General features: G+C 61.9%; 23 protein-coding genes and 1 tRNA gene. 15 read left to right on the top strand and 9 right to left on the bottom strand.

What is annotated here, in order from left to right; all coding sequences use genetic code 11:
• Positions 1–69: 69 nt before the first annotated feature.
• Positions 70–654: a CoA-binding protein gene (locus HCN58_RS24415; RefSeq protein WP_171581937.1), complete on the bottom strand. Its 585-nt coding sequence runs from the start codon at positions 652–654 to the stop codon at positions 70–72.
• Between the two features lie 119 nt (positions 655–773).
• Positions 774–1,598, bottom strand: a complete 825-nt coding sequence (locus HCN58_RS24410) for an enoyl-CoA hydratase (protein WP_171581936.1) — start codon at positions 1,596–1,598, stop codon at positions 774–776.
• An 87-nt stretch (positions 1,599–1,685) separates the two neighbouring features.
• Between HCN58_RS24410 and HCN58_RS24405 the strand changes: the two genes are divergently transcribed.
• From HCN58_RS24405 to HCN58_RS24385, 5 genes are all read left to right on the top strand, one after another.
• A complete protein-coding gene (locus tag HCN58_RS24405) occupies positions 1,686–2,114 on the top strand; it encodes a PaaI family thioesterase (protein ID WP_171581935.1) in 429 nt (142 codons plus the stop codon).
• 154 nt (positions 2,115–2,268) lie between these two features.
• Positions 2,269–2,733, top strand: a complete 465-nt coding sequence (rplM, locus tag HCN58_RS24400) for a 50S ribosomal protein L13 (protein ID WP_057839142.1) — start codon at positions 2,269–2,271, stop codon at positions 2,731–2,733.
• Position 2,734: 1 nt separating this feature from the next.
• On the top strand, positions 2,735–3,211 hold the full coding sequence (gene rpsI, locus HCN58_RS24395) for a 30S ribosomal protein S9 (RefSeq protein WP_171581934.1): 477 nt from the start codon (positions 2,735–2,737) through the stop codon (positions 3,209–3,211).
• 236 nt (positions 3,212–3,447) lie between these two features.
• Positions 3,448–4,665 (top strand): GGDEF domain-containing protein, encoded by a 1,218-nt coding sequence (locus HCN58_RS24390; RefSeq protein ID WP_171581933.1) that lies wholly within the window; start codon positions 3,448–3,450, stop codon positions 4,663–4,665.
• Positions 4,666–4,784: 119 nt separating this feature from the next.
• On the top strand, positions 4,785–5,021 hold the full coding sequence (locus tag HCN58_RS24385) for a hypothetical protein (RefSeq protein WP_171581932.1): 237 nt from the start codon (positions 4,785–4,787) through the stop codon (positions 5,019–5,021).
• 16 nt (positions 5,022–5,037) lie between these two features.
• Here the strand turns inward: HCN58_RS24385 and HCN58_RS24380 are convergent, their stop codons facing one another.
• A complete protein-coding gene (locus HCN58_RS24380) occupies positions 5,038–7,191 on the bottom strand; it encodes a carboxypeptidase-like regulatory domain-containing protein (RefSeq protein ID WP_171581931.1) in 2,154 nt (717 codons plus the stop codon).
• A 207-nt stretch (positions 7,192–7,398) separates the two neighbouring features.
• Here HCN58_RS24380 and HCN58_RS24375 point away from each other — a divergent pair, with 207 nt between their 5' ends.
• The gene (locus tag HCN58_RS24375) at positions 7,399–7,701 is read left to right on the top strand and encodes an antibiotic biosynthesis monooxygenase family protein (protein ID WP_171581930.1); all 303 of its coding nucleotides are present in this window, start codon (positions 7,399–7,401) and stop codon (positions 7,699–7,701) included.
• A gap of 6 nt (positions 7,702–7,707) precedes the next feature.
• Here HCN58_RS24375 and HCN58_RS24370 read toward each other — a convergent pair whose 3' ends face one another.
• Entirely contained in the window at positions 7,708–8,838 is a 1,131-nt protein-coding gene (locus tag HCN58_RS24370; RefSeq protein WP_171581929.1) for an AI-2E family transporter, read from the bottom strand.
• 148 nt (positions 8,839–8,986) lie between these two features.
• Here HCN58_RS24370 and HCN58_RS24365 point away from each other — a divergent pair, with 148 nt between their 5' ends.
• The 4 genes from HCN58_RS24365 to HCN58_RS24350 all read left to right on the top strand — a co-directional run bounded on the left by HCN58_RS24365 (position 8,987) and on the right by HCN58_RS24350 (position 13,349).
• The gene (locus HCN58_RS24365; protein WP_171581928.1) at positions 8,987–9,682 is read left to right on the top strand and encodes a hypothetical protein; all 696 of its coding nucleotides are present in this window, start codon (positions 8,987–8,989) and stop codon (positions 9,680–9,682) included.
• A 123-nt stretch (positions 9,683–9,805) separates the two neighbouring features.
• On the top strand, positions 9,806–10,576 hold the full coding sequence (locus HCN58_RS24360) for a gamma-glutamyl-gamma-aminobutyrate hydrolase family protein (RefSeq protein ID WP_171581927.1): 771 nt from the start codon (positions 9,806–9,808) through the stop codon (positions 10,574–10,576).
• Positions 10,577–11,808: 1,232 nt separating this feature from the next.
• Complete coding sequence (locus HCN58_RS24355) at positions 11,809–12,852, top strand: caspase family protein (RefSeq protein WP_171581926.1); 1,044 nt, start codon at positions 11,809–11,811, stop codon at positions 12,850–12,852.
• Complete coding sequence (locus tag HCN58_RS24350; RefSeq protein ID WP_171581925.1) at positions 12,846–13,349, top strand: hypothetical protein; 504 nt, start codon at positions 12,846–12,848, stop codon at positions 13,347–13,349. Before HCN58_RS24355 ends, HCN58_RS24350 begins: the two co-directional genes overlap by 7 nt.
• 280 nt (positions 13,350–13,629) lie before the next feature.
• Here the strand turns inward: HCN58_RS24350 and HCN58_RS24345 are convergent, their stop codons facing one another.
• The 3 genes from HCN58_RS24345 to HCN58_RS24335 form a co-directional block, all read right to left on the bottom strand.
• Positions 13,630–14,133 (bottom strand): DUF992 domain-containing protein, encoded by a 504-nt coding sequence (locus HCN58_RS24345; protein WP_210266132.1) that lies wholly within the window; start codon positions 14,131–14,133, stop codon positions 13,630–13,632.
• A 276-nt stretch (positions 14,134–14,409) separates the two neighbouring features.
• A complete protein-coding gene (gene glnA / locus HCN58_RS24340; protein WP_171581923.1) occupies positions 14,410–15,819 on the bottom strand; it encodes a type I glutamate--ammonia ligase in 1,410 nt (469 codons plus the stop codon).
• A gap of 138 nt (positions 15,820–15,957) precedes the next feature.
• Positions 15,958–16,296: a P-II family nitrogen regulator gene (locus HCN58_RS24335; protein ID WP_027537227.1), complete on the bottom strand. Its 339-nt coding sequence runs from the start codon at positions 16,294–16,296 to the stop codon at positions 15,958–15,960.
• 387 nt (positions 16,297–16,683) lie between these two features.
• On the opposite strand from HCN58_RS24335, the gene HCN58_RS24330 reads away from it, so the two are divergent.
• Positions 16,684–18,183: an NAD(P)H-hydrate dehydratase gene (locus tag HCN58_RS24330; RefSeq protein ID WP_171581922.1), complete on the top strand. Its 1,500-nt coding sequence runs from the start codon at positions 16,684–16,686 to the stop codon at positions 18,181–18,183.
• Between the two features lie 111 nt (positions 18,184–18,294).
• On the opposite strand, the gene HCN58_RS24325 is transcribed toward HCN58_RS24330, so the two are convergent.
• A complete protein-coding gene (locus HCN58_RS24325; protein ID WP_171581921.1) occupies positions 18,295–19,380 on the bottom strand; it encodes an enolase C-terminal domain-like protein in 1,086 nt (361 codons plus the stop codon).
• Between the two features lie 10 nt (positions 19,381–19,390).
• Positions 19,391–20,590, bottom strand: coding sequence for a multicopper oxidase family protein (locus tag HCN58_RS24320; RefSeq protein ID WP_235983842.1), 1,200 nt, complete (start codon positions 20,588–20,590; stop codon positions 19,391–19,393).
• Between the two features lie 266 nt (positions 20,591–20,856).
• Here HCN58_RS24320 and HCN58_RS24315 point away from each other — a divergent pair.
• From HCN58_RS24315 to clpX, 4 genes are all read left to right on the top strand, one after another.
• Positions 20,857–20,941 (top strand) — tRNA-Leu (locus HCN58_RS24315).
• A 167-nt stretch (positions 20,942–21,108) separates the two neighbouring features.
• Positions 21,109–22,473: a trigger factor gene (gene tig / locus HCN58_RS24310; protein ID WP_171581919.1), complete on the top strand. Its 1,365-nt coding sequence runs from the start codon at positions 21,109–21,111 to the stop codon at positions 22,471–22,473.
• A 297-nt stretch (positions 22,474–22,770) separates the two neighbouring features.
• Positions 22,771–23,406: an ATP-dependent Clp protease proteolytic subunit gene (locus HCN58_RS24305; protein ID WP_171581918.1), complete on the top strand. Its 636-nt coding sequence runs from the start codon at positions 22,771–22,773 to the stop codon at positions 23,404–23,406.
• 427 nt (positions 23,407–23,833) lie between these two features.
• On the top strand, positions 23,834–25,108 hold the full coding sequence (gene clpX / locus HCN58_RS24300; RefSeq protein ID WP_171581917.1) for an ATP-dependent Clp protease ATP-binding subunit ClpX: 1,275 nt from the start codon (positions 23,834–23,836) through the stop codon (positions 25,106–25,108).
• The last annotated feature ends 189 nt before the right edge of the window (positions 25,109–25,297 follow it).

Below are 25,297 nucleotides of genomic sequence, written 5' to 3'. Positions count from 1 at the left end.
ACATGTGGCGGATTGGAAACGGGTCCGCTTGGTCAGGCCGCGTTTTCGAAATAATCGTTTCGTATTGCTTCACGTCGGCTCGCTTTTGTTCTTTGCTGCGCGATCCGATGCTGCCGTTGCGCCGCCGCCGACGCTCATCCGGTTCAGCGACAACCGCATGCCCTGCGTCGGGATCGGCGCGCGTTTCGAGCTCAGCGTGCGCGAATTGACGCCCATCCATGAAATTTCCGACGACAGCCGACCATACTCGATCTTCGGGCAGCGGTTCATCACGACCTTGAGGCCGGCGGCTTCGGCTTTCGCGGCGGCTGCGTCATCGCGGGCGCCGAGCTGCATCCAGATCACCTTCGGCGGCGGTGACAATGTCAGTGCTTCCTCGACGACAGGCATAATGTGGCTGGAGCTGCGGAAGATATCGATCATGTCGACGGGACGGCCGATATCCCTGAGCGAGGCGACGAAGGGCTTGCCGAGCAGACTCTTTCCGACATGACCGGGATTGACTGGAATCATGTCGTAGCCGCGCTGCGCCAGATATTTGAACGCAAAATAGCTCGGCCGCACATTGACCGGCGAGGCACCGACCATCGCGATCGATTTCACGTTGTTGAGGATGCTGCGGATGTAGTTGTCGTCGTAGGCGTCGTGGTTCATTTGATTTCCTCAGAGCCTCATGGTGAGGAGCGCGGAACGCGCGTCTCGAACCAGGAGGCCACAGACCAGCCCGCATCCTTCGAGACGCCGCTTGCGCGGCTCCTCAGGATGAGGAGCCTCTATTTATCCTGCCACTTCGGCTCGCGTTTCTCGATGAACGCGCCGATGCCTTCCTCGGCGTCGCGCGCCATCATGTTCTCGGTCATCACTTCCGCCGCATAACGGTAGGCGTCGGCGAGGCTCATTTCGGCCTGGCGATAAAACGCCTCCTTGCCGAGCTTGACGGTATAGGCGGATTTGAGCGCCACCTTCTGCGCCAGCGCGATCGCCGCATCGCGCTCGGTGCCGGCGGCGACCACGCGGTTGACAAGGCCGATATTCTTCGCCACGGCCGCCGAAATCGGCTCGCCCGTGAGCAGCATCTCCATAGCCTGTTTGCGCGGGATGTTGCGCGACAGCGCCACCATGGGCGTCGAACAGAACAGGCCGATATCGACGCCGGGGGTGGCGAAGCCCGCCGCCTCGGAGGCGACCGCGAGATCGCAGCTCGCCACCAATTGGCAGCCGGCTGCGGTCGCGATGCCCTGCACGGCGGCAACGACGGGCTTCGGCAGATGCACGACAGCCTGCATCATTGCGCTGCAGGCGTTCATGACCTGCCCGAAATAAGCGCGGCCACGATCGGAATCGCTGCGGCGCGCGGTCAGTTCCTTCATGTCGTGGCCCGCGGAAAAGGCTGGACCGTTGGCCGCGATGACGACGGCGCGGACGCTGTTGTCGTCGTGGATTTCCGTCAGCGCAGCGTGCAGCTCGGCGATCAGGCCCTCCGACAGGCTGTTGCGCGCGGCCGGTCGGTTGAGGGTGAGCACGCGGATGCTGCCGATATTTTCCTGCAGCAGGATCGCAGGTTGCGGTGCGGGCGCGCGGGCAGTCTGGGCTGACATCTCTGAGGTTTCCACTCCAGGATTTTCATTTTGGCTTTGATGACAACGTAATGTAACAGGCAGCCTTAATCGAGGGGCAGAGGTGGCATGGCGGCAGCGAAAATGAGCGTGGCTGAGCTGGAGAAGTTCCTCCGCGAGGAATTTCCGCAGGCCTTCAGCGATGGCGATATCACCATCGAGGGCGCCGACGGCGAGACCTGCCTGCTGCGCCGGCGTTATGACGAACGCATGCTGCGTCCAGGCGGCACGGTGTCGGGGCCGACGCTAATGGCAATGGCCGATTTCGCGATGTATGTGGTGCTGCTGTCGGCGATCGGCCCGGTGGGGCTGGCGGTGACGACCAATCTCAACATCAATTTCTTGCGCAAGGGCCAGCCGGGACAGGACGTGCTGGCCGCGGCGCGCCTGCTGAAACTCGGCAAACGGCTCGCGGTCGGGGAGGTGAACCTGCTCTCGGGCTCGTCACCCGATCCGATCGCCCATGTGACGGCGACCTATTCCATTCCAAATACGTAAGCTTTTTGATGGTAATATTGCACCATATTCGTAGACCGCTGTTATTACAGAGATAATTCTCGTGCATCAACGTTGACGGATGGCGCACCATTCTCTAGAAACCGGCCAGTTCGGCGCATCTGGCGCCGATTTCCATTTTCACGGATTTCCTCACATGAAAACCTATTCGGCAAAGCCCGCCGAGGTGACCAAGAAGTGGGTCTTGATCGACGCCAAGGGTCTGGTGGTCGGCCGGCTCGCCACCCTCGTCGCCATGCGCCTGCGCGGCAAACATCTGCCCACCTATACCCCGCATGTCGACTGCGGTGACAACGTTATCATAATCAATGCGGCGCATGTGGTGCTGACCGGTCGCAAGCGCGACAACAAGGTCTACTACAAGCACACCGGGTTCATCGGCGGCATCAAGGAACGTACCGCGAAGTCGATCCTCGAGGGCCGCTTTCCCGAGCGCGTGGTCGAGAAGGCCATTGAGCGCATGATTCCGCGTGGTCCGCTCGGACGCGTGCAGATGGGCAATTTGCGCGTCTACCCCGGCGCCGAACACCCGCATGAGGCCCAGCAGCCCGAGAAGGTTGATATCGCTTCGATGAACCGCAAGAACATGAGGGCCGCATAAGATGTCGGATACCATGCAGTCGCTCGACCAGTTGGCGTCTTTGAAGACGGCCGCTCCGGAAGCGCCGAAATACGTCAAGAAGGTCGACAAATACGGGCGCGCCTACGCCACCGGCAAGCGCAAGGACGCGGTCGCCCGCGTCTGGATCAAGCCGGGCGCCGGCAAGATCACGGTTAATACCCGCGAGGTCGACGTCTATTTCGCCCGTCCGGTATTGCGCATGCTGATCCAGCAGCCGCTGGTCGCGGCCGCGCGCGCCGGCCAGTACGACGTCATCTGCACAGTCGCCGGCGGTGGTTTGTCGGGCCAGGCGGGTGCCGTGCGTCACGGCATCTCGAAGGCTTTGACCAACTTCGAGCCGGATCTGCGCGGCGTGCTGAAGAAGGGCGGCTTCCTGACCCGCGACTCCCGCACCGTGGAGCGCAAGAAGTACGGCCGGGCGAAAGCGCGCAAGTCGTTCCAGTTCTCGAAGCGCTAATTGCTTCGCTAAAATTTGCAGCGGATTGCTGCATTCACCAGACGAAAAGAGGGCGCCGATCGGCGCCCTTTTTGCTTACTATTTAGTGATGGGTTACCACGGATTTTCGTGAAAACTTGCTTACCCGCACTCACGAAATCGGAACACGGGTCGCCTAGTGTCCCTGATGCGATGGCGCGAAATTGCATTTTCAGTGTGCGCCGAACAAGTAGCATCACACGCGTTCGGGTGAGCCCATGTCGTTCGATACTTCCACGCTGTATGTATTTGCCACGATGGTCGCAGGCATGCTCGGGGCCATGCTGGTGCTGTTCGGCAAGCAGGAAAACATTCCAGCCTTGAAGTGGTGGGGGACGGCCTATCTGCTTGGCGCATCGTCGGTGGCGATCTGGACCGTGGGCGGCGCTACACTCGGCGAGCCGCTGTTGCTGACGCTGCATGCGCTTGGCTTCGTGGCCTGCGGCATGGTTTGGAACGCCTCGCGGGTATTCCACGGCCGCAAGCCCAATCTGCCGGGGCTGTTCTTTGGCGCGATCGCCTGGGTCGGCACGGTGCTGGCTTTGCCATCTCTGAATCCCGCGATGCGGCTGATTGTCGGTGCGGCGATCGTCGCGATCTATGCCGGGTTGACGGCTTCCGAATTGTGGAGCGAACGGCGGCGGACGATGCAAAAGCGCTGGCCGACGATTGCCGTGCCTATCATGCATGGTTGCGTGCTGGCGCTGCCGATCCTGCTCGGCAGCCTGCTGCGCCCGCATGACGAGACCTTTACCAGCAGCATATGGGTGACGGCATTCTCGATCGAACTGATCTTGTATGCGATCGGCACTGTGTTCGTGATCTTCATGCTGGTGTCGGATCGTGCCGTGACGGTGCACAAGACCGCGGCCTCGGTCGATCCGTTGAGCGGTATGTTGAACCGCCGCGGTTTTACGGAAGCCTGCAACCGGGTGATCGAACGCGAGGCCGCCGCCGGGCGGCCGGTGACGGTGATGATTTTCGACATCGATCACTTCAAGAGCATCAACGACCGCTTCGGCCATCCCGCGGGCGACGAGATCCTCAAATTGTTCTCCACCGTCGTGATCAGCAATTTGCGCATCAGCGATCTGTCCGGGCGCATCGGCGGCGAGGAGTTCGCAGCGTTATTGGCATGTCCACTGGAAGAGGGCGTGATCGTGGCCGAGCGCGTACGCGAGGCGTTCGAGGCGTCCAACATCGTCTGCGAGGAAGGCCCGGTCGACACCACCGTCAGCATCGGCGTCGCCGGCGGTCCGGCGGGCACGGAGCTCGATGTGTTGCTGGCGGCGGCCGACACGGCGCTCTATCGGGCCAAGCGCGGCGGCCGCAACCGCGTCGAGGCCGCGGAAGAGCTGCCGCTGTCGCTCGAGAAGTGGCGGCGCAAGACCGCCGGGAGCGCGGCTTCGCAATACCAGGTGCCGGCGACGACTTGAACGTCCTGCTCAAACAAGGCGATATCTCGGAAGATTGATCCAACACTTTGGATCGCTCTCCATAGGACAGGGCCTGCCGGTAACCTGCCGTTTACCATTCCGTTCATATCATCTGCGTCATGGATTCATCCCGCAGGCGAAACCCACAGGCTGCCCTGATGTCGCTCGAAGCGGCCGCAGCCTCCACCCGCGGCGGTTTCGGTTGCATGTTCTCGTCCTCCGAAGAATTCGAGACGGCGCTCATCACCGAGCGCCGTGCGCAGGGGCGTTACGTTCAGCGCAGAATGCGCTGGCCTGCCATCCTGTTCGTCGGCTGTGCGCTGATGGTCGCCGGCACGGCGCTGCTGCTCGGCTAGCCGCTCATCCTCACTCTCACTTCGCCAACGGATCAGGGCGTACTTGAATATGCACCGCCCGCGGTTTTGAGCCCTTGCCGCCCTCCATCAACCAAGGTGTACGATCGCCGCTGGAGCTCCAGAGCCCACGGCCTTTCCAGCCTGCGCCGGGATCGTCAATGCGCCCGTCGAGCCCTTTGGCGAAAAAGCCGAGCGGATAGGGAATGCGCAGCATCACCATCTGCCCGTCCTTGAAGGCGACGAAGCCGTCATTGAGATTCGCGGTGGAGATCGGGATATTCTCGCCGAGGCCGACCGTGTTGTGGTGATCGACCCAGGTGTAGTAGCTCGCCTCGGCGCTGGAGGTCTCGAAGCCCTCGAAGCCGGGTCCCGGGTATTTGTAGAATGAGAAGCCTTCCGAACAGTGATGGCCGGTCGCATCCGGCCCATTGAGCGGCGCCTTGCATTTGCTGCGGTCGAAGCGGATGAGGCTGCCGTTCGAGCCCGAGCCCCAGAGCACGCCGTTCTTGTCGATGTCGCCGCCGCGAACGCCGATACCTTCCTTCGGGATGGCATAGAATTCCGACAGCTTGGTCTTGGGATCGAAGCGCAGGAAGCCGGGTGGACCGACGAACACGTTGACGGTGTACCAGACCGAGCCGTCGGTCGGATGCGGCATCACCGCATAGGGGCCCGAGCCCGCGATCCGCATGTCCTTGCCGGCCTCTGCCGGCTTGCCTGGCTCGGTATATTCGTCGACCTTGCCGTTGCCGTTGGTGTCGAGCACGAACGGCGCCCAGCCCTGCGACTTGACGGCATCGCCGGTCTCATCCCACAGCTTGGTGTTGATCCAGCCGGCAACGGGGCCCGTCCCCGAGAGCCATAATGTATCGTCGGCATCGTAGCCGAACTGCGGGTGATGGGTGCCGAAGCAGGTATCGATGAAGCTGTATTTCAGGGTCTTGGGATCGAACACCGACACTTGCCGGCCCGAGCGTTCGAGCGGGAAGGCCTTAGCCGACGGATGAGCTGACCCCTTCCGGCAGTACGCCGGATTTTCGATGCCTCGCACCGCTGCCGCCAGCCAGAGACGGCCCTTCTTGTCCAACATGCTGTTGTGATTGTTGGCCCGTTGGCTCCAGATCTTTTCCTCGCCCCAATAGGCGGAGGGGCTCACCGGATTGAGGAGGGCGGTGCCATGCAGCGGAGGACCGAACGACTCCGGCGCATTGGGATCGGCGACCGGCATTTTGGAGAACGTCACCTTGTGCGCCTTCGGATCGAGGATCGGCATGTCGTCCGACGAGTATTCGTTCGCTCCGTACAGCGGGCCGTAGGCGTTGACCGTGGGATAACGACGGTCCGAGGAAATCAGGTCGTGGACGAAGTGTTTTTCGGTCGCCCATTCCCACGACGAGATGACGACGTTGCGCTCGATGCCGGTCGGCCGCGGCGGCTTGGCTTTCGGCAGTTCGCCCTTGGCGACCCGGTCGGTCCAGTCGCCGAAATATTTGAACGGCACGCCGCCCATTTGCCCGGCGAGCCGGTTTACCATCCATTCGCCTGTTTGCCCTGAGGAGACGCGGCGCATCCAGGCTTCCTCGCCCGATTTGAATTCGCCGAACGCGGCCGGGATCGTGCGGGTGGATTCCTGGCCGAGCTGATGGCAACCAATGCAGTCCACATTGTTCATCCGCTGACGCCAGATGTCCTGCGTGATCTCTTTCGGGATCTCGGTAGAGCCGCCAAAGTCCTTTGCCGGCGGGATCTTCATCATCGTGTACCAATAGATCGCCGAGTAGTAGTGGGCGGCTGCCGCCTCGTTCGGCGCCGGGACTGCCGTGAGATCGACCTGCTGGCCGGGCTTGGCCCGCAGCTTGGGCGAATCCACCAGCCCGTAGCCGCGCACCCAGATCGCGTAGTTGACGTTCGGCGGCAGGTCCGGGATCACGTAGCGTCCCTGATCGTCAGTGACGACGATCTTGGCGAATTTCGTCGGCAATTCGGTGGTCTCCGCGATCACCCAGACGCCGGCCTCCGGCCCGTTCGGTCCGCGCACCACGCCGCCGATATCGTCATCGTCGATGGCGACCGCCGCTGGTTGCTGCGCATGTGATGGCGCCGCCATCAAGCTCAGTCCACTTGCCGCCGCAGCCAGGGTGAGGGAGAACAGGATCCGACCGAGGTTCATCATTTCTCTCCCCATGACCGTGAGCTTGTCGCTCGTTGTTTGGCGCGAGCCTACACCAGACCAGGGTTGCGGCGGGAGCATGTCACGCGCGCGATTTCCTCACGCTTCTGGCATCGAGGCTACCCTGCATCGCAGCAACGCATCTGCCTTTTGCTTTTAAGGCGGCTGGGTTAGACACGCCAATTCTCACGAGAGGGCGTAATCCAAATGATCACCGAAATCGCACAAATCGACGTCAAGCCGGGCACCGAGAAGGATTTTGAATCGGCCGTTGCCAAGGCACGCCCGCTGTTCCTGCGCGCCAAAGGCGGCAAGGGATTTGAACTGCACAAGTCGATCGAGAAGCCGCAGCGGTACCGGCTGGTGGCGAAGTGGGAGACGCTGGAAAACCACACCGTCGATTTTCGCGGCTCGGAAGACTTCACCGCCTGGCGCGCGCTGGTCGGGCCGTATTTTGCTTCGCCGCCGGAGGTCGAGCATACCGAGACGGTGCTGACCACGGCGGACTGACACCGTTCAGGCCGCCGTCGTGATGACGGCGGGCGCGCCTTCCGCCTTGAAATGGTCGATCATGACCTTGGCGATCGCCATCAGCGGTAGCGCGAGCGCAAGCCCCCAAATGCCGAACACGACGCCGAGCAGGATCTGGAATGCAAACAGCGTGGCTGGCGGAATATCCAGCGCCTGCCGCTGAATGATTGGCGTCAGCACGTAGCTCTCCAGCGCGTGCACGCCGAGGAACAGGATGAAGGCGGAGAGCCCCGCGACCCATCCCGACGCGAGGCTCGCCAGCACCACGATCAGCCCGCCGAGGATGGCGCCGACCGTCGGGATGAAGGCGAGAAGACCTGCCTGGATGCCGAGGATGAACGAGCTCTGGATTCCGATGATCGACAGCCCGATCCAGGTCACCAGAAACACCGCGACCATGGTGATGATCTGCGCGATCAGCCAGCGCTCCAGCGTCTCGCCGATCCGGTCGACGATCGCAACCGCGCGCACGCGATGTTTTGCGGGCGCCATGAACAGTAGTCCGTTGCGGTAGACGCTTGGCTGGGTCGCGAAGGCGATACCCAGGAATAGCACGATGAAGAAGTTTCCGACCGCGCTGGCGGTGCCCAGAATCAGTTTCAGGCTCTGGCTGAAGATGGCGCCGCCGCTGGCCGCAATGGTGCCGGCGCTGGGAAGCGTGTGCGGCGTCGACGTCGCGGCGGGCGCCGGCGCGCCATCATCCGACGTCGATGACAGGGTGCCGAAATCGAAAAAGCTGGTGTCGATGCCGTTCCGTTCCAGAAAACCTTTGACGTTGACGAGTTGCGATTTGAGCGTGCTGCTTAATGCCGTCGTCTGCTGGGCGATCGTGCTGCCGCCGAGGAAGACGATGCCCGACAGCATGCCCGCGACCACCAGGCAGACCATCGTCAGGCGCAGCGCATGCGGTAGCCGCACCACGCGTCCAAGCAGGTTGCTCATGGCGTTGAGGGTGACGCCGAGCAGGATACCGGAAAAGATCAGAAACAGCGTCGCGGCGAACTGCCAGGTGAACACCAGCAGCGCGGCGAACAGCACGACCCCGATGCCGCCGACCGATATCGCCCACGCCAGATCATTGCGGGCCTGAAGGCGATTGTCAGCCGGACCTGTCACGTTGATTCCTTCTCGCAGAATATTGGCCAGCCAGTCTTTCGCCAAAAACGCTGCCGGGATCAAGCGGGAGCGGGCGCGCCGGTTTGACGCTGCCGCATTCGATATGCCAAGCGGTGCATGAATCCGACTTGGCGCCGGCGAGGATGAGATGAATTCTAGATGGTTCGGCCCGATTGCGCTGCTGGCAGTGCTGGTGATCGGCGACCAGATCAGAATCAACCGTCCCGCCCACAAATATCGTCTGACGGTCGAGGTCGAGACGCCGGAGGGGCGCAAGTCGGCATCTGGCGTGGTGGCGGTTCACCCCGACCGCAGCTACACCCGGCGCGGTCAGACCCGGACCGTTGGCGACGCCATTTTCGTCGATCTTGGCCAGGGCAAGAACCTCGTCGCGCTGCTCGCGCATATCGACAGCAAGCTCGTGCTTGATGACGTGAATTATGTGGCATTGCGCGCCTATGGGGCGGCGGCCGGCAAGCGGGTCTCGTTCAACGAGATGAGCCGGCTGACTGGCGTGGTGCCGGTAAAGGATGCGCTGATCCCGGTGCTCGTCACTTTTGCCGATCCGACCGTGCCGGGAAGCGCGAAGGTGGTGCCGCCCGACGATGCCGAGGCCGTGCTCGGCAAGGGCTATCGCCTTCAGCCGATATCGGCCGAAGTGGTGCCGAACGGATATTGGCCGCTCGATTTCGGCGGCGCGCTGGGCGAGCCGGTTACGCGTGGAATTCAGGCGAAACTGCCGTGGCTGGGTGATGCCGGCAATTCGGCTGCTGCGGCGCTCCGGGCGGCCGGTTTGCCCGGGGTCGACGGAATCGACGCCCGGGAGGCTTTCACGCGAAAATAGCAGGGCAGGCCCGCAGACCGCTGCCGGATATTGATCCGCTGCCGCCTCGCAGGCATTATCTTCTGCAATCATGGCCCAACCCAGAATATCCTTGCACAGGACGATGACAGCGGAAAACGTGCGATGAGACGGCCCGTGGTCGGTGTGATCGGGAACGCCTATCGCGTCGAAAATCGTTTCCAGACCCAGATGGTCGGAGAGCGCAATTTGCGCGCGGTCACCGATGTTGCGGGTGCACTGCCGCTGATGTTTGCCGGGTCGCCCGAGATTACCGACATCGGCGCGCTTCTCGACGTTGTCGATGGTATCGTGCTGACCGGGGCGCGGGCCAATGTCCATCCGACGCGCTTCAAGACCGAGCCGCATGAGAAGCACGAGCCCTACGACATCCACCGCGACGACGTCGCGCTGGCGCTGACCGAGGCCTGCATTGCCCGCGGCGTTCCCATTTTCGGCATTTGCCGCGGCCTGCAGGAAATGAACGTCGCCTTCGGCGGCTCGCTGCATCCGGAAATCCGCGAAATTCCCGGCCGCATGAACCACCGCATGCCGAGGCTGGAAAATGGCGAAATCCATCCCGACCCGACAGTGGTCTTTGCCGACCGCCACGACGTCCACCTCACGCCGGGCGGCACCTTCGCAAACCTGCTCGGCTGCGAAACCATCCGGGTGAACTCGCTGCACGGGCAAGGCATCCTTGAACCGGGGAAGCGCGTCGTCATCGAAGGTATTGCCGAGGACGGCACCATCGAAGCGATCCGGATCGCGGACGCGCCAGCGTTTGCGCTCGGTGTGCAGTGGCACGCCGAGTACGACCCGCAGCGCAATCCGATCAATCGCAAGCTGTTCGAGGCGTTCGGGGCCGCGCTCAAAGCGCACACGCGCGCGGCATAAGCCTTTGTGAAGGCGAAGGAGTAACGCCGCGCCGTCATTGCGAGCGAAGCGAAGCAATCCATTTCACCACACAAAGAAAGAGTGGATTGCTTCGCGGAGCCTGTCATCGGGCGCGCATTCACGCGACCCCGTTGGCTCGCAATGACGGGGAGGTAGCGACGCAACACACTGTCGTCGTTCCCGCGCAGGCGGGGATCCAGTACGCCGCGGCTTCTCGGTTCAATCATGGACGCCTCTAGAATACTGGGTCACCTGCCTTCGCTTGATGAGCTTCGGCGGACAAGTCGCGGGTGACGACGACTGAGTATGATTTCGCGATCTCGCGACATGAACTGTCCGAGCTTTGCCATCAACTTCCCGCCCTCTTGTTCAGAGGGCGCAGGGAAGACCGGGTGCTTGCTGCACCCGCGGTCTCGTGTGCAATTGCGCACTAAGAACGCGCACACGAGCATACAGGTACAGCGGGAGCATCCCGGCCTTCCCTGCGCAATGGCTTTACGGCTTACTTCGAGCTCTCCCCGGTGAACGGCTCTTTTGCCACCGTCGCTGCGCAAAATGAAATCTGCGCAACTTAATGCCAGCACCGCGACATCAGGACCACACGACTTCGCCGTACGCTTCCGGCGCGTACGTCTAGCGCGCCATTAGCGTCCACCGCATCTCACCACACGTTCGTGACGATCGCGAGCCGCCCCTCCATCGGGTGAGACGGGCGGAGTTATGCGACTGATTTGCCTCTCGCGTTAAGCGAAATATTTTTGATTCTTTTTGGTTCCTGGTCTTGACACGATTTCGGAAAATCAGAATTGATTTGCCCTTTAGGTTGATTTGTCGCGGGCCGCGGTAAGAGATCGCGCTTGCATGCGAGGCAAATCAGTAAGCAGCAAGCAGCCCGCACGAGCGCAGCGATATGTGAGGCTCCCTTCAATTCAACTCCGGATCTCACCTTCGCTCAGCCGAGCTATGTTTGCTTGCGCTTGTTATTCCGCACGTAATATGCAGCCCGTATTAGCCGACGGGTCGTGCGAATGCGACCGATGACGGGCTCCGCGATATGTTGGCATTCTCGACGTGGTCCTGAGTGACGCTTTCGCTCATTGGGCTGTCAGTTTCGGCACGTAATCCGGAGGTTCGCATCAAACCGTGGGTTCGCGTGTGCAATTCTGGTTTTTCTGTTGTCGCAGGTCACGCGGATGATAGTTTCGGACGTAATGTTGGTTAGGACCGTACCGATGCGAACCGTTCGAATAACCGCCCTCGTCGCCACTTCAATTTGGCTTCTCATTCAGCCTGCATCTGCTGAGAATCGGATCGCGCTCGTCATCGGCAACGGCTCCTATGAAAAGGTACCAGAACTACCTAATCCGCCTCGTGATGCAGCGGACATTGGCCGTGCACTTGAGCGATTGGGTTTCAAGGTCATGCAGACAAAAAACGCCAGCGCGCACGAAATGCGTAAGGCCATTGTCGATTTCGGCCGCGCTGCGGAAGGGGCCGAAATGGCCGTCGTATTCTATGCCGGACACGGCATGGAGGTGGGTGGCGAAAATTGGCTGATCCCGATCAATGCTGAGCTGCGCAGCGACGCCGACATTGAGAGCGAAGCTGTCAGCCTGCGCTCGATCAGTCTCCAGGTTTCAAAGGCGCGGCAACTGGGTCTCGTGATTCTTGATGCATGTCGTAATAATCCCTTTGCTGCAAAGATGAAGCGCTCGCTCAACACACGGGCAGTGGCTCGCGGGTTGGCTCCGACAGAACCCTCCGACAACGTGCTGATTGCATATGCTGCTCGGGACGGCACAACAGCGAGCGATGGCGACGGTCGAAACAGCCCATTCACGGCAGCTCTGCTTCGCAATATCGAAACTCCGGGTCTTGAAATATCGTTCTTGTTCCGGAACGTGCGCGACGAGGTCATGGCGGCCACAAACCGAGAGCAGCAACCCTTCGTATATGGCTCTCTTTCCAAGGAAGCGATTTATCTCAAGCCATTAGCGACAGTGGAGACCCACCCTGCTCGTCCTACGGCCGTCGCAAAGCTTCCTATCCTGCAAGAAGTTACGAAGGAAAAAATCAATTCGCGCGACAATCTTGAACGCAACCGGTTTTCGCCAGAAGACGCGCAGCGAGTCGCCGCGATGGGCGCAGAGCGAAGATGCCGCCCTTTGCTATCGGGGAAACGAAAAGCGACGTTCAAGATATTTATCTCCAGTTCGTGGGGATATGGGCATCCAAAATTGGATTCGGCGGGGGAACTGGCCGTCATGCGATGTTGATAGTTACAGAGGTTACTTCAGACGGCGTTGCTCTTGGGTACTATCTTTGGGGGCCACCCAAAAAGCTTTCCTGGCAGAAAGAATCGCCCGCTGGCTACGTCAACTTTGCCGCGAAGATCAACAACGGCAAACTGGAATTCAAAAGCGGCGACGTGCCGATGGACGCCAAGGTGTCGGGTTCGACGATGACTCTTCATTCGGTCAACCCGAGTCCGCAGGACGGTCACTCGAAAACGGCCACTATCAAGCTTAGCCCGCTATGGCGGCTGTCTTCGCAAAATGGCTCTGTACAGAAACAGGAGCTATCAGAGCGGCGATCCACGACATCAGAGCGCACGGTCAAGCCGAAACGCCCCGGTCCGAAAGTTGCACTACAAGGCGATCCGCGACGGGGCAAGATGGCTGGCCCGTCTATGGAAGATCGCTATCGGGCATGTCGAAAACTGGTCAAGGGTTTCGCCCAACGGGAAGCGTGTGCGCGCAATGGAGGCACATGAGTTCAATCCGGAGCGTGGGTTAGTTAACCGGTCTTACATAACAAAGGCGCTCCCTTCGGAGCGCCTTTTGCATTTCTCGGGCCGTGATGCCGGCGGTTACCCGCCGACACTTACGGCAGATCATACATCTCGAACTCGACCGGGTGCGGGTCATTTCGAAGCGCTCGACTTCGGTCATCTTGAGCTCGATGAAGCTGCGATGAAGACATCGTCGAATACGCTGCCGTGCTTGAGGAAGGTGCTTGTCGAGGTTTCCACTAGTTCACCAGCGATGATGTCGTCACTGGGCCCTGCGCCGTGCGGGCGCGGCGGCCGGCCGCAGCTCCATTGTGGATACGCCTGCCGCAATGTTCACGCCCGTCTGCGCCTGCACGGACACCGGCTGCATGATGACCCTGCGGTCCGGGCCTCCAACCAGGACGTTGGCACTCGCTCCGGCGCCGACCGTGCCGCCAGCGGTCGCACCCGTATAGGTTCCCGCCAGTGCCGCCCGGGGCAGCCTGGTCGGCGCAAAAACCGCCCAGGACAACTGGCCGCCGGTCGTGGCGCCGATGTCGAGGCCAAGCGTGCTGACGGTGCCCTCATAGGCCTCGCGCGCCCTGCCTCTCGCTGACGCATAGATACAGCTCAGTTGCCGCTGCCCCCCGACAACAAGGCCCACGCCGGGCGCTATGTTGCAGGTGAGCGTGCCGACCCTCGTTCGCCCGGTGTCCTGCGCCGTGGCCGGAGCCGCGGCGAGGGCGAGCGCCAGGGCGACGCATGTGGTTGCGAGACTATTCAACATTGTTCTATTCAGGGTTGCTTTGTTCACGGGCGTCCTCCTTCGATGCATTCTGATGGACCACCTCAACGCGCAGCGATATTGCGAGGTTCCTGCTCCCAAACGGCCTTACAGCGCTTGCGGCATATGAGCGGAATTCGCGGCGGCAGTTGGCCGTATCGGTACAAGAACCAGGCGGCCAAACGCCTGACTTTCCTTCGCAAAAACAAAAGGCGCCCCACAAGGAGCGCCTTTCGTATTGTTGGACGGTGACACTGGCGGCGCGAGCGCCGCGCGGCATCACTGCGAATAATACATCTCAAACTCGACCGGGTGCGGGGTCATTTCGAAACGCTCGACTTCGGTCATCTTGAGCTCGATGAAGCTGTCGATGAAGTCGTCGTCGAACACGCCGCCGTTCTTGAGGAAGGCGCGGTCCTTGTCGAGGTTTTCCAGCGCCTCGCGCAAGCTGCCGCACACCGTTGGGATCTGCTTCAGCTCTTCCTTCGGCAGATCGTAGAGGTCCTTGTCCATCGCCGGGCCCGGATCGATCTTGTTCTTGATGCCGTCGAGGCCGGCCATCAGCATCGCCGCGAAGCCGAGATAGGGGTTGGCCATCGGGTCGGGGAAACGGACCTCGACGCGCTTGGCCTTCGGGTTCGCCGTATAGGGAATGCGGCAGGAGGCCGAGCGGTTGCGCGCGGAGTAGGCGAGCAGCACGGGGGCTTCATAGCCCGGGACCAGGCGTTTGTAGGAGTTGGTCGACGGGTTGGTGAAGGCGTTGATCGCTCTCGCGTGCTTGATGATGCCGCCAATGTAGTAGAGGCAGGTCTCCGAGAGATCGGCGTATTTGTTGCCGGCAAACACCGGCTTGCCGTCCTTCCAGATCGACTGGTGGCAGTGCATGCCCGAACCGTTATCGCCGTAGACCGGCTTCGGCATGAAGGTGGCGGTCTTGCCGTAGATATGAGCGACCTGGTGGATGCAGTATTTGTAGATCTGCATCTGGTCGGCCATCAGCGTCATGGTGTCGAACTTCATCCCGAGTTCGTGCTGGGCGGAAGCGACTTCGTGGTGATGCTTCTCTACCTTGACGCCCATCTTGGCCATGGCGCCGAGCATTTCCGAGCGCATATCCTGCACCGAGTCCTGCGGCGGCACGGGGAAGTAGCCGGCCTTGGTGCGGATGCGGTGGCCCAGATTGCCGCCCTCGTATTCGGTGTCCGAATTGATCGGCAACTCCGAGGAGTCGAGTTTGAACCCGGTGTTGTAAGGTGTGGTCTGGTAGCGCACGTCGTCGAATACGAAGAACTCGGCCTCGGGACCGAAGAACACGGTATCGCCAACGCCCATCGACTTGACCATGGCCTCGGCCTTCTTGGCGATGCCGCGGGGGTCGCGGTTGTAGGCCTCGCCGGTGGTCGGCTCCAGCACGTCGCAGACGATGACCATGGTGGTCTCGGCGAAGAACGGGTCGATCGTAGCTGTTGCCGGGTCGGGCATCAGGTTCATGTCGGATTCGTTGATCGCCTTCCAGCCGGCGATCGAGGAGCCGTCGAACATCTGGCCTTCGGCGAAGGTATCCTCTTCGATCATGCTGACGTCGAAAGTCACGTGCTGCCACTTGCCGCGCGGATCGGTGAAGCGCAGGTCGACGTATTTTACGTCGTTGTCCTTGATCGATTTCAGGACGTCTTTGGCGGTCTTCATGAATACCCCTTTTGGCTACGGACGGTTTCCAGAACGCGACATTCGCAGACGATCGGTGGAGGCATCGCGAACGAAATCAGGCCGCGGAAGCAGCCCTTTTCTTGTTTTTCAGTCGCAAACTTTCGGATAGCACCCGGCTCAGATAGCGTCCAGCCCGGATTCTCCGGTTCTGATCCGGATCGCTTCCTCGATATTGGAGACGAAGATTTTGCCGTCCCCGATGCGCCCGGTCTGCGCGGCGCGGCGGATCGCGTCGATCGCCTTCTCGACCAACTCGTCCGAAATCACGATCTCGATTTTCACCTTGGGCAGGAAGTCGACGATGTATTCCGCACCGCGATAGAGTTCGGCGTGTCCCTTCTGCCGTCCGAAACCTTTGGCTTCGGTGACCGTGATACCCTGCAGTCCGACTTCCTGAAGCGCCTCTTTCACCTCGTCGAGCTTGAATGGCTTGATGATGGCTTCAATCTTCTTCACTGAGCGCCTCCCGGGCATTTCCAAATTGCAGAGTGCAGATAATTTCGATGTCGCAGCCCGGTGAACTTACCTGGCGCCGCTTGGTTTGATCCTTGCATCCGGCAAAGCCGGAACTGCTCATAATTGCCGCCGAGTGCGACGATCCTGAGCTCGGTTTGCTAACCGGCTTCCTCAAAAGCAGGGTCTATGCCAAGTTGTTAATGCGGCTGATTTCGGAACGTTATCAGACTTTTAACAGGCAAGTGAAAGAGGTCCACCGGCGGTCCGCATGATAGCGAAGCTTACAAAATAGGCAAATCGGTCATTTCGTGTGCAGACGAGGCGAGGCGGGCCACGGGCGCGACTGGGGTATGCCTTCAGAAAAGGCGGATGGATCGAGGATTCGGCATGGAAGTTTTGACCACGGCTGAGATGGAGCGCGCCGACCGGCTGACGATTGCCGGCGGAACGCCGGGCTTCGCGCTGATGATGAGCGCGGGCCAGGCCGTGGCGGAGGCGGCGATGGACCTGGTCGAGGAGGGGTCGATCGTCGTGGTCGCCGGCCGCGGCAACAATGGCGGCGACGGTTTCGTGGCGGCCGCCGAGCTCGCCGCCCGCGGGCGCGAGGTTTCCGTCATCCTGCTGTGCGAGCGCGACAGCCTGCAGGGCGATGCCGCGCTCGCCGCGCGCGGCTGGAAATATCCCGTGCTGCCGTTCAACCCGCAGGCGATCGGCAAGCCGGCCTTGATCATCGATGCGTTGTTCGGCGCGGGGCTCAACCGCCCGGTCAAGGCCGATCCGCTCGAGATGATCGAGGCGATCAATGCCAACGGCGCGCCGGTGCTCGCTGTCGACCTGCCGAGCGGGATCAACGGGACGTCGGGTGCGGTGATGGGCGCTGCGATCAACGCTGTCGAAACCGTGACCTTCTTCCGCCGCAAGCCGGCGCATCTGTTGATGCCCGGACGGAAGCATTGCGGCCGGGTCCGCATCGCCGACATTGGCATCGATGCCAGCGTGCTCGAGGAGATCCGGCCGCAGACTTTTGAGAACGATCCGCAAAGCTGGCGAAAATCATTCCCAGTGCCTGCGATCGACGGCCACAAATATGCCCGCGGCCACGCCGCCGTGCTGTCGGGCGAACTGGCGGCGACCGGCGCGGCACGGCTGGCGGCGCGTGGCGCGCTGCGGGCAGGGGCCGGCCTCGTCACGGTGGCCTCGCCGCGCGACGCACTGGCCGTCAATGCCGCGGCGCTGACGGCGGTTATGGTCCGTCCCGTCGATACCGCAGTCGAATTCGCCGAGATGCTTGGTGACAAACGGCTCAGCTCCGTCGTGGTCGGGCCAGGCGCCGGTATCGGCGCGCGCACGCGCGATCTCGTTCACACCGCGCTTTCGACGAAACGCGGCCTCGTGCTCGACGCCGACGCGCTGACGAGTTTTGCCGAAGCGCCGGAGCGGCTGTTTGAGCAGATCAGGGCGAGCGAGGACGGCCAGGTCGTGCTGACCCCGCACGAAGGCGAGTTTCCGCGCCTGTTCAGCGACATCAGCAACAAGCACCCCGGCCGCTCCAAGCTGGAGCGGGTGCGCGACGCCGCCCAGCGCTCCGGCGCGGTGGTGCTGCTGAAGGGGCCGGACACGGTTGTGGCCTCGCCCGACGGCCGCGCCACCATCGCCTCAAACGCGCCGCCCTGGCTCGCGACGGCGGGGGCCGGCGACGTGCTGGCGGGGATGATCGCAGGGATGTTGGCGCAAGGCGTGGCCGCCTTCGAGGCCGCCACCATCGGCGTCTGGATGCATGGCGAAGCCGCGGGCGAGGCGGGGCCGGGCCTGATCGCGGAGGACTTACCGGAAGTGCTGCCCGCGGTGTTCCGCCGGCTCTATGACGAACTCGGGATCGAGTATTAGTTGCGTAGGATGGGTGGAGCGAAAAGCGATACCCATTGTTTTTCGCGGCGGTAGGAGTTGACGGGTATCTCTGCGCTCCACCCATCCTACATGCTCACGTTTGATTGCCGGCTACGTCACCAGATATTTCGACACGGCGCTCTCATCCCACTCCAGTCCAAGCCCGGGCCCTCGCGCGGTCACCGTGCCGTCGACGATCTCGGCTGGCGTGGCGAGGATGACGCTGGCGAAGTCCAAGAATTCCAGCCAGTGCGCGGTCGGCGTTACCGCCAGCATATGGGCGCTGGCCTCCGCAAACAGGTGGCTCGACGCCGGGATGTTGGCGGCTTCGGCTTGGCTTGCGACCCGCAGCCAGCCGGTGACGCCGCCGCATTTCATCAGGTCGGGCATGATGAAGTCGCTGGCGCCGGCTGCGATCGCTTCGGAAAAACCGCGTGGGAACCACCAGTTCTCGCCGGCCTGAATCGGCGTCGGCGAAGTCTCGCGCACCTTCGCGTGTCCTGATAGATTTTCTTGCGGCACCGGTTCTTCGATCCAGTGCAAGTCGTACGGCGCGAGGCGGGCGATACGGCGCGCGGCTTCAGCGGGATCGAGCGACTGGTTGAAGTCGATCATCAGCGCGATGTCAGGGCCGATGAGGGCGCGTACGGCCTTGACCACGCGTTCGTCATTGGCGGCATCGCCATCGCCGCCCTTGATCTTGATGCCGCGAAAACCCTGTTCGAGCGAATGGCGCAGCGCTCTTTCGTCGGTCACCGGATCGACCACGCCATAGCTGTCATAGGCCCTGATTGGTTTTGGCGAGCCGCCGAGCAGTTCAACCACGGGCTTGCCGGCCACTTGGCCGAGCGCATCCCAATAGGCCATGTCGAGGCCGGACACCGCCATGCCGACGAGGCCCTGCCAGCCGAGCAGGCGGAATTTTGCATCCATTATCTTCATCAGATCGAATGGGGCCACCGGCTTGCCAACCAACTCGCGCCCGATCTCCTCGATCAGGTGCACTAGCGGCTTCAGCGTCAACTTGCTGTAGGCGAAAATGTAGGCGTGGCCGGTAACGCCCTGATCGGTCTCGACATCCATCAGAACCAGCGGTCCGACATCGATCACGCCGAAGGCGTTCTTCACGGGGCGTGCGAGCGGCACGACGAGCGCGCGCGCCTTGACGCCGCGGATGGCGGCAACGGGTTTGCTCATGGCTTGCTCCTCACTCGACAGCGTACCACCGCACCAGCCGCGGTGCCGCCCAATCGGTCGCGACAGATTCGATCAAATAGCTTCCGGGATGTTCAGCAACGAAGGCGATGCGCTGGGTCTGGCCTGGCTCGATCGCCAGCCCGTCCAGCCAGAACGGCTTCCAGCCGTCGTCGAGCCGGTCGAGCAGGCGGAAATGATGGCCGTAGAGGTGAAAGACGGTCGCTGTGGCGGCGCGGTTCGTGAGCGCCAGCACCGCGGTGCGCCCCTTCCTGGCGCGGAAGGCGGGCGGGGCGTTGGCGCTGAAGCTCGCCGGCCTTATCCAGTCGCCCGGCGGTCCGCCGAGCGGCAAGTCGATCCGAGTAGCGCTCTTTAGTTCGATCCGTTCGGGCAGGCCGTTGGATGGGAGCGGCGGGGCGGGCGGCAGGGGGGCCGCGCGGACCGGCGGTTCGCTTGAGACGACGAGCTTGCCGATCGGGCGGGCTTCCTTGCCGTCGTGCAGCAGGATCGCGCTGGTAGTGCCTGCCGGCATGGTTACATCGATGAAGGTGTCGACCCGCCCGCCCGGCGCCAGTACCAGCGCGCCGTTGCGGGCCTGGAACGGCTCCGATGGCTGGCCGTCGATGGCCATCACCCAAACGTCGAGCCCTTCTAGTTTGATAGCAACAACAGAGCGTTGGCAGCCGCTGATGACCCGGAGCCTGATTCGTTCGTTGACCCGGGCTGAGAGATCAATCGAATTCTGGCCATTAATCGTATGGACGGGCAGGGTGTTCTTCGGATCGATTCCCGGGGCGATCACTGTTCCATCGGGCCTTGCCCGCCAGTCCTCGATCAGGAGAACCTCGTCGCGGTCGATAGCGACCGGCTCGGTTTCGCGAACGATCAACGGCCGTGCCCGAACTGGTTGTGCCTGTGCATCGCCAAGCAGCCCGGAGTCGCAGAGGAGGGTTCCGGCGTGACGCAAGGGAAGCTGCAGCGTGGCCTTGCCACCGCTTGCGAGCGGCGCGCGCGTCATCAGGGGGGAGTGAGCCGGAATGCCGTCCATGCCCCGCCAGTTGAGCACGACGGGCACCGGCAGCTCATTGGCAAAGGCGATCTCGGCCGTGTCTCCCCGCTTGAAGGTGAGGTCGGGCCCGTGCAGCGACCAGACCGGTGCGGCCGTGCCGCCCGGCTGGAGCGCGAGGGTCCCCGGCTTGGCCTGTAACGTCAACGTGGGACGCCCTTGGGCGGCGCCGGAAACCGGCCATATCGGGACGAGCGCGGCGGCACCCAGCCCGGCTGTCAGGGCGCGCCGATCTAGCTCTGATTTGGGGCTTGCCATCGGACCGATGCGGACCATTTTCTCATGTGTCTGTGCTAGCTGTGACGCCTTGCCCCGGGGCTGTCAAAAAGGGCCATTTTTTTGCTGCGGAGGTGTAGGCTCATGTTATAAGCCCGCCGCCCGCGGCATCGCGGCCGGGTATGGATGCTTTTCACGCGGGCGTGGCGGAACTGGTAGACGCGCTGGATTTAGGTTCCAGTGACGAAAGTTGTGGGGGTTCGAGTCCCTCCGCCCGCACCAAGCGCTCTATCCAGCGTTTGCATACGAATACTGGAGGGCCCGCTTCCCCGTATGGGGCGCCACGGCCAGCCGAACCACCGGCGCAGGGCTGCAAGGCTCGCGCGTCGAACAAAATTAGACACTGCCGCGGCCGTTTGGCCCGGCGCAAGCGGAAGAAGATTGACACCATGCAGGTCACCGAAACCCTCGCCGAGGGATTGAAGCACGAGTTCAAGGTTAGCGTCCCCGCATCGGATCTCGATGCCAAGGCGGATGCCAAGCTGGTGGACCTCAAGGACAAGGTGAAGCTCAATGGCTTCCGCCCCGGCAAGGTGCCGGTCAGCCATCTGAAGAAGGTGTATGGCCGCTCGGTGATGGCCGAGACCATCGACCAGACCATCCGCGACACCAACACGCAGATCTTCACCGACCGCGGTTTCCGCCTCGCGACCGAACCCAAGATCACGTTGCCGACCGAGCAGAAAGAGGTCGAGGAATTGCTCGCCGGCAAGTCCGACCTGACCTACACGGTCGCGATCGAGGTGGTGCCGACGATTCAGCTCGCCGATTTCAAGACCTTCTCGGTGGAGAAGCCGGTGGTGGAAGTGACCGATGCGGAGGTCGATGAAGCCATCAAGCGCATCGCCGACCAGAACCGTCCCTATGCGGCGAAGGCCGAGGGCGCAAAGGCTGAAACCGGCGATCGCGTCACCATCAACTTCAAGGGCACGATCGACGGTACGCCGTTCGACGGCGGCACCGGCGAAGGGATCCAGGTCGTGATCGGCGCCGGACAGTTCATTCCGGGGTTTGAGGAACAGCTCGTCGGCGTCGGGGCCGGTGAAACCCGCACGCTGAAAGTATCGTTCCCGAAGAACTACGCCAGCGAGAAGCTCGCCGGCCAGCCGGCCGAGTTCGAGACCACTGCAACCCTGATCGAAGCGCCAGGCGAGACTGAGATCAACGACGAGTTTGCAAAAACGCTCGGCCTGGAATCGCTGGACAAGCTGAAGGAGGCCGCGCGCGAGCGGCTGGTTGCCGAGTTCGCGGGTGCCACGCGCCAGCGCGTCAAGCGGGCGCTGCTCGACCGTCTGGACGACAGCCACAAATTCGAGGCGCCGCCATCGCTGATCGAGGAAGAGTTCAACCTGATGTGGAACTCGATCAAGGCCGAGATGGAATCTTCCGGCAAGACCTTTGCCGACGAGAACACCACCGAGGAGGCGGCGAAGGAAGAGTACAGGAAGATCGCCGACCGCCGCGTCCGGCTCGGCCTCGTGCTGTCGGAGATCGGCGAGAAGAACAAGATCACCGTGACCGACGACGAAGTCAGCCGCGCCGTGATCGAGCGGGCACGTTCGATGCCCGGCCGCGAGAAGGAAGTCTGGGACTACTATCGCAACAATGCCAATGCGCTGGCCCAGCTTCGTGCGCCGATTTATGAGGATAAGGTGGTCGATTTCATCCTCGAACTCGCCAACGTGAGCGAAAAGAAGGTTTCGCGCGAGGACCTGTTCAAGGACGACGAGGCCGACGAGAAGAGCGCAGCCTGATCGATCTGGTCAGGCCGGCATTAATGATGAACGGCGATAGCGGCGTGGTGACGGCACCCGTCGCTATGAGACGGGCTGCGAATCAGTTTGAACTTCTCTCATTCGGCTCGCGATTGTTCCGGCCTTGTCGCCAGAAAATTGGCTCATATCTGTGAGCGGCTCGCCTACGCGAGTTCTGAGTTGAAGTCCTGCATCACGGGACGTTCGTCCGCGCGCGGCAATCATGACTGCCATGCTGATGGATGTTCGCCCTGCTTGTTCTCTACCTTAACCCTCTACGAACCCTTGGGGTGACTAATGCGCGATCCCGTTGAAACCTACATGAACCTCGTTCCGATGGTGGTCGAGCAGACCAACCGCGGCGAACGCGCCTACGACATTTTCTCGCGGCTTCTGAAGGAGCGCATCATCTTCGTGACCGGTCCGGTCGAAGATGGCATGTCGACGCTGGTTGTCGCCCAGCTTCTGTTCCTGGAAGCGGACAATCCGAAGAAGGAAATCTCGATGTACATCAACTCGCCCGGCGGCGTGGTGACATCGGGCCTTGCGATCTACGACACCATGCAGTTCATCCGCCCCGCCGTTTCTACACTGTGCACGGGGCAGGCGGCCTCGATGGGCTCACTGTTGCTCGCCGCCGGCGAAAAGGACATGCGCTTCTCGCTGCCGAACTCGCGCATCATGGTGCATCAGCCTTCGGGCGGCTTCCAGGGCCAAGCCACCGACATCATGCTGCACGCGCAGGAGATCCTCAATCTCAAGAAGCGCCTCAACGAAATCTACGTGAAGCATACCGGCCAGACCTACAAGGCGATCGAGGACGCGCTGGAACGCGATAAATTCCTGACGGCCGAGATGGCCCGCGACTTCGGGATCGTCGACAAGGTTATCGACAAACGCCCCGAAGAAGTGGCGATGACGAAAACCGCGTAAGGTAACGGATAGCGACACCCCGCGTTGACGTTAACGGTTGGTTGAATCGGTAATTATGGCCGAATGCCGCGCCTATGCCCCCGCATGGGCCGAAAGTTCCGCTTTCGTGCCGGTTTTGCGGCGTGGCAATACCGCAACGCTGGGCCGATTTCGTCAACTTCTCCCCGTGCGAACGCCACAAATCACGGTATTGTCACGGATAGCCATTTCGGCCCCGATTAGCGAATTCTTGATAGTCGGGTGCCAGCATGGTTGGCTGTGTGGGATGCGTTAAGATCGCGGGGGATCGAGTAGCCGTGATTCGCACGGTGTGTAATTGAGTTAGGGTCTTTTCTGGTACGGAATTTGCTCTATCTACCTTCAGGTCCGGTGCAAGTACCGGAATGGGTCGATCGGGTAACGGATCGAACGGCGGACGGAGACAGGAATGAGTAAGGTTGGCACGAGCGACTCCAAGAACACGCTGTATTGCTCGTTCTGTGGAAAGAGCCAGCACGAAGTCCGCAAACTCATCGCGGGTCCCACGGTATTCATCTGCGACGAATGCGTCGAACTCTGCATGGACATCATCCGTGAGGAGAACAAGTCCTCGCTGGTGAAGTCGCGCGACGGCATCCCGACGCCGAAGGAAATCTGCAAGGTGCTGGACGATTACGTGATCGGCCAGGGCCATGCCAAGAAGGTGCTCTCGGTAGCCGTCCACAATCACTACAAGCGGCTCAATCACCAGACCAAGCACAACGACGTCGAACTCGCGAAGTCGAACATCCTGCTGATCGGTCCGACCGGTTCGGGCAAGACGCTGCTGGCGCAGACGCTGGCGCGCATTCTCGACGTGCCGTTCACGATGGCGGATGCGACGACGCTGACCGAAGCCGGCTATGTCGGCGAGGACGTCGAGAACATCATCCTGAAGCTGTTGCAGTCGGCCGACTACAATGTCGAGCGCGCGCAGCGCGGCATCGTCTATATCGACGAGATCGACAAGATCAGCCGCAAGTCCGATAACCCGTCGATCACCCGCGACGTGTCGGGCGAGGGCGTGCAGCAGGCGCTGTTGAAGATCATGGAAGGCACGGTTGCCTCCGTGCCGCCGCAGGGCGGCCGCAAGCATCCGCAGCAGGAGTTCCTGCAGGTCGACACCACCAATATCCTGTTCATCTGCGGCGGCGCCTTCTCCGGCCTTGAGAAGATCATCTCCGCGCGCGGACGTTCGACCTCGATCGGTTTCGCTGCCCAGGTGCTGGCGCCCGAAGACCGCCGCACCGGCGAGATCTTCCGCCACGTCGAGCCGGAAGACTTGCTGAAGTACGGCCTAATCCCCGAATTCGTCGGCCGCCTGCCGGTGGTCGCGACGCTGGAGGATCTCGACGAGACCTCGCTGAAGAAGATCCTGACCGATCCGAAGAACGCGCTGGTGAAGCAATACCAGCGGCTGTTCGAAATGGAGAACATCGAACTCACCTTCGCCGACGAGGCGCTTGGCGCGGTCGCCCGCAAGGCGATCGAGCGCAAGACCGGCGCGCGGGGCCTGCGTTCGATTCTCGAAAGCATCCTGCTCGAGACCATGTTCGATCTGCCGGGTCTGGAAGGCGTCGAAGAGGTCGTGATCTCGCGCGAAGTCGTCGAGGGAACCGCCCGTCCGCTCTACATCTATGCGGACCGTTCGGACCGGGCCGTCGAGAGCAGCGCCAGCGCCTGACGGCGCTCGCCGAGGCTTGCTCTGGATAAACTGAACAACGCGGCTGCCGGGCGTCCCGGCGGCTGGTTTGTTGTATGTATTTCCGCGCGTTTCACCCGCAATTTGCAGTCATTTTCCGTGACTTGACACCCCCATACCCGATAGCCACCTAATGCCCATGGTGGCGGAAATCACGTTCGAGATTCGTCG

The sequence above is a fragment of the Bradyrhizobium australiense genome, from assembly GCF_013114825.1.
Taxonomy (GTDB): domain Bacteria; phylum Pseudomonadota; class Alphaproteobacteria; order Rhizobiales; family Xanthobacteraceae; genus Bradyrhizobium; species Bradyrhizobium australiense.
This window is presented reverse-complemented; position numbering and strand designations above follow the sequence as displayed.

Bases quoted from the DNA above. Each gene is read 5' to 3' on its own strand.
- HCN58_RS24415 (WP_171581937.1), bottom strand. From the start codon at position 654: ATGAACCACGACGCCTACGACGACAACTACATCCGCAGCATCCTCAAC.
- HCN58_RS24410 (WP_171581936.1), bottom strand. From the start codon at position 1,598: ATGTCAGCCCAGACTGCCCGCGCGCCCGCACCGCAACCTGCGATCCTG.
- HCN58_RS24405 (WP_171581935.1), top strand. From the start codon at position 1,686: ATGGCGGCAGCGAAAATGAGCGTGGCTGAGCTGGAGAAGTTCCTCCGC.
- rplM (WP_057839142.1), top strand. From the start codon at position 2,269: ATGAAAACCTATTCGGCAAAGCCCGCCGAGGTGACCAAGAAGTGGGTC.
- rpsI (WP_171581934.1), top strand. From the start codon at position 2,735: ATGTCGGATACCATGCAGTCGCTCGACCAGTTGGCGTCTTTGAAGACG.
- HCN58_RS24390 (WP_171581933.1), top strand. From the start codon at position 3,448: ATGTCGTTCGATACTTCCACGCTGTATGTATTTGCCACGATGGTCGCA.
- HCN58_RS24385 (WP_171581932.1), top strand. From the start codon at position 4,785: ATGGATTCATCCCGCAGGCGAAACCCACAGGCTGCCCTGATGTCGCTC.
- HCN58_RS24380 (WP_171581931.1), bottom strand. From the start codon at position 7,191: ATGAACCTCGGTCGGATCCTGTTCTCCCTCACCCTGGCTGCGGCGGCA.
- HCN58_RS24375 (WP_171581930.1), top strand. From the start codon at position 7,399: ATGATCACCGAAATCGCACAAATCGACGTCAAGCCGGGCACCGAGAAG.
- HCN58_RS24365 (WP_171581928.1), top strand. From the start codon at position 8,987: ATGAATTCTAGATGGTTCGGCCCGATTGCGCTGCTGGCAGTGCTGGTG.
- HCN58_RS24360 (WP_171581927.1), top strand. From the start codon at position 9,806: ATGAGACGGCCCGTGGTCGGTGTGATCGGGAACGCCTATCGCGTCGAA.
- HCN58_RS24355 (WP_171581926.1), top strand. From the start codon at position 11,809: ATGCGAACCGTTCGAATAACCGCCCTCGTCGCCACTTCAATTTGGCTT.
- HCN58_RS24350 (WP_171581925.1), top strand. From the start codon at position 12,846: ATGTTGATAGTTACAGAGGTTACTTCAGACGGCGTTGCTCTTGGGTAC.
- HCN58_RS24345 (WP_210266132.1), bottom strand. From the start codon at position 14,133: ATGTTGAATAGTCTCGCAACCACATGCGTCGCCCTGGCGCTCGCCCTC.
- glnA (WP_171581923.1), bottom strand. From the start codon at position 15,819: ATGAAGACCGCCAAAGACGTCCTGAAATCGATCAAGGACAACGACGTA.
- HCN58_RS24330 (WP_171581922.1), top strand. From the start codon at position 16,684: ATGGAAGTTTTGACCACGGCTGAGATGGAGCGCGCCGACCGGCTGACG.
- HCN58_RS24325 (WP_171581921.1), bottom strand. From the start codon at position 19,380: ATGAGCAAACCCGTTGCCGCCATCCGCGGCGTCAAGGCGCGCGCGCTC.
- tig (WP_171581919.1), top strand. From the start codon at position 21,109: ATGCAGGTCACCGAAACCCTCGCCGAGGGATTGAAGCACGAGTTCAAG.
- HCN58_RS24305 (WP_171581918.1), top strand. From the start codon at position 22,771: ATGCGCGATCCCGTTGAAACCTACATGAACCTCGTTCCGATGGTGGTC.
- clpX (WP_171581917.1), top strand. From the start codon at position 23,834: ATGAGTAAGGTTGGCACGAGCGACTCCAAGAACACGCTGTATTGCTCG.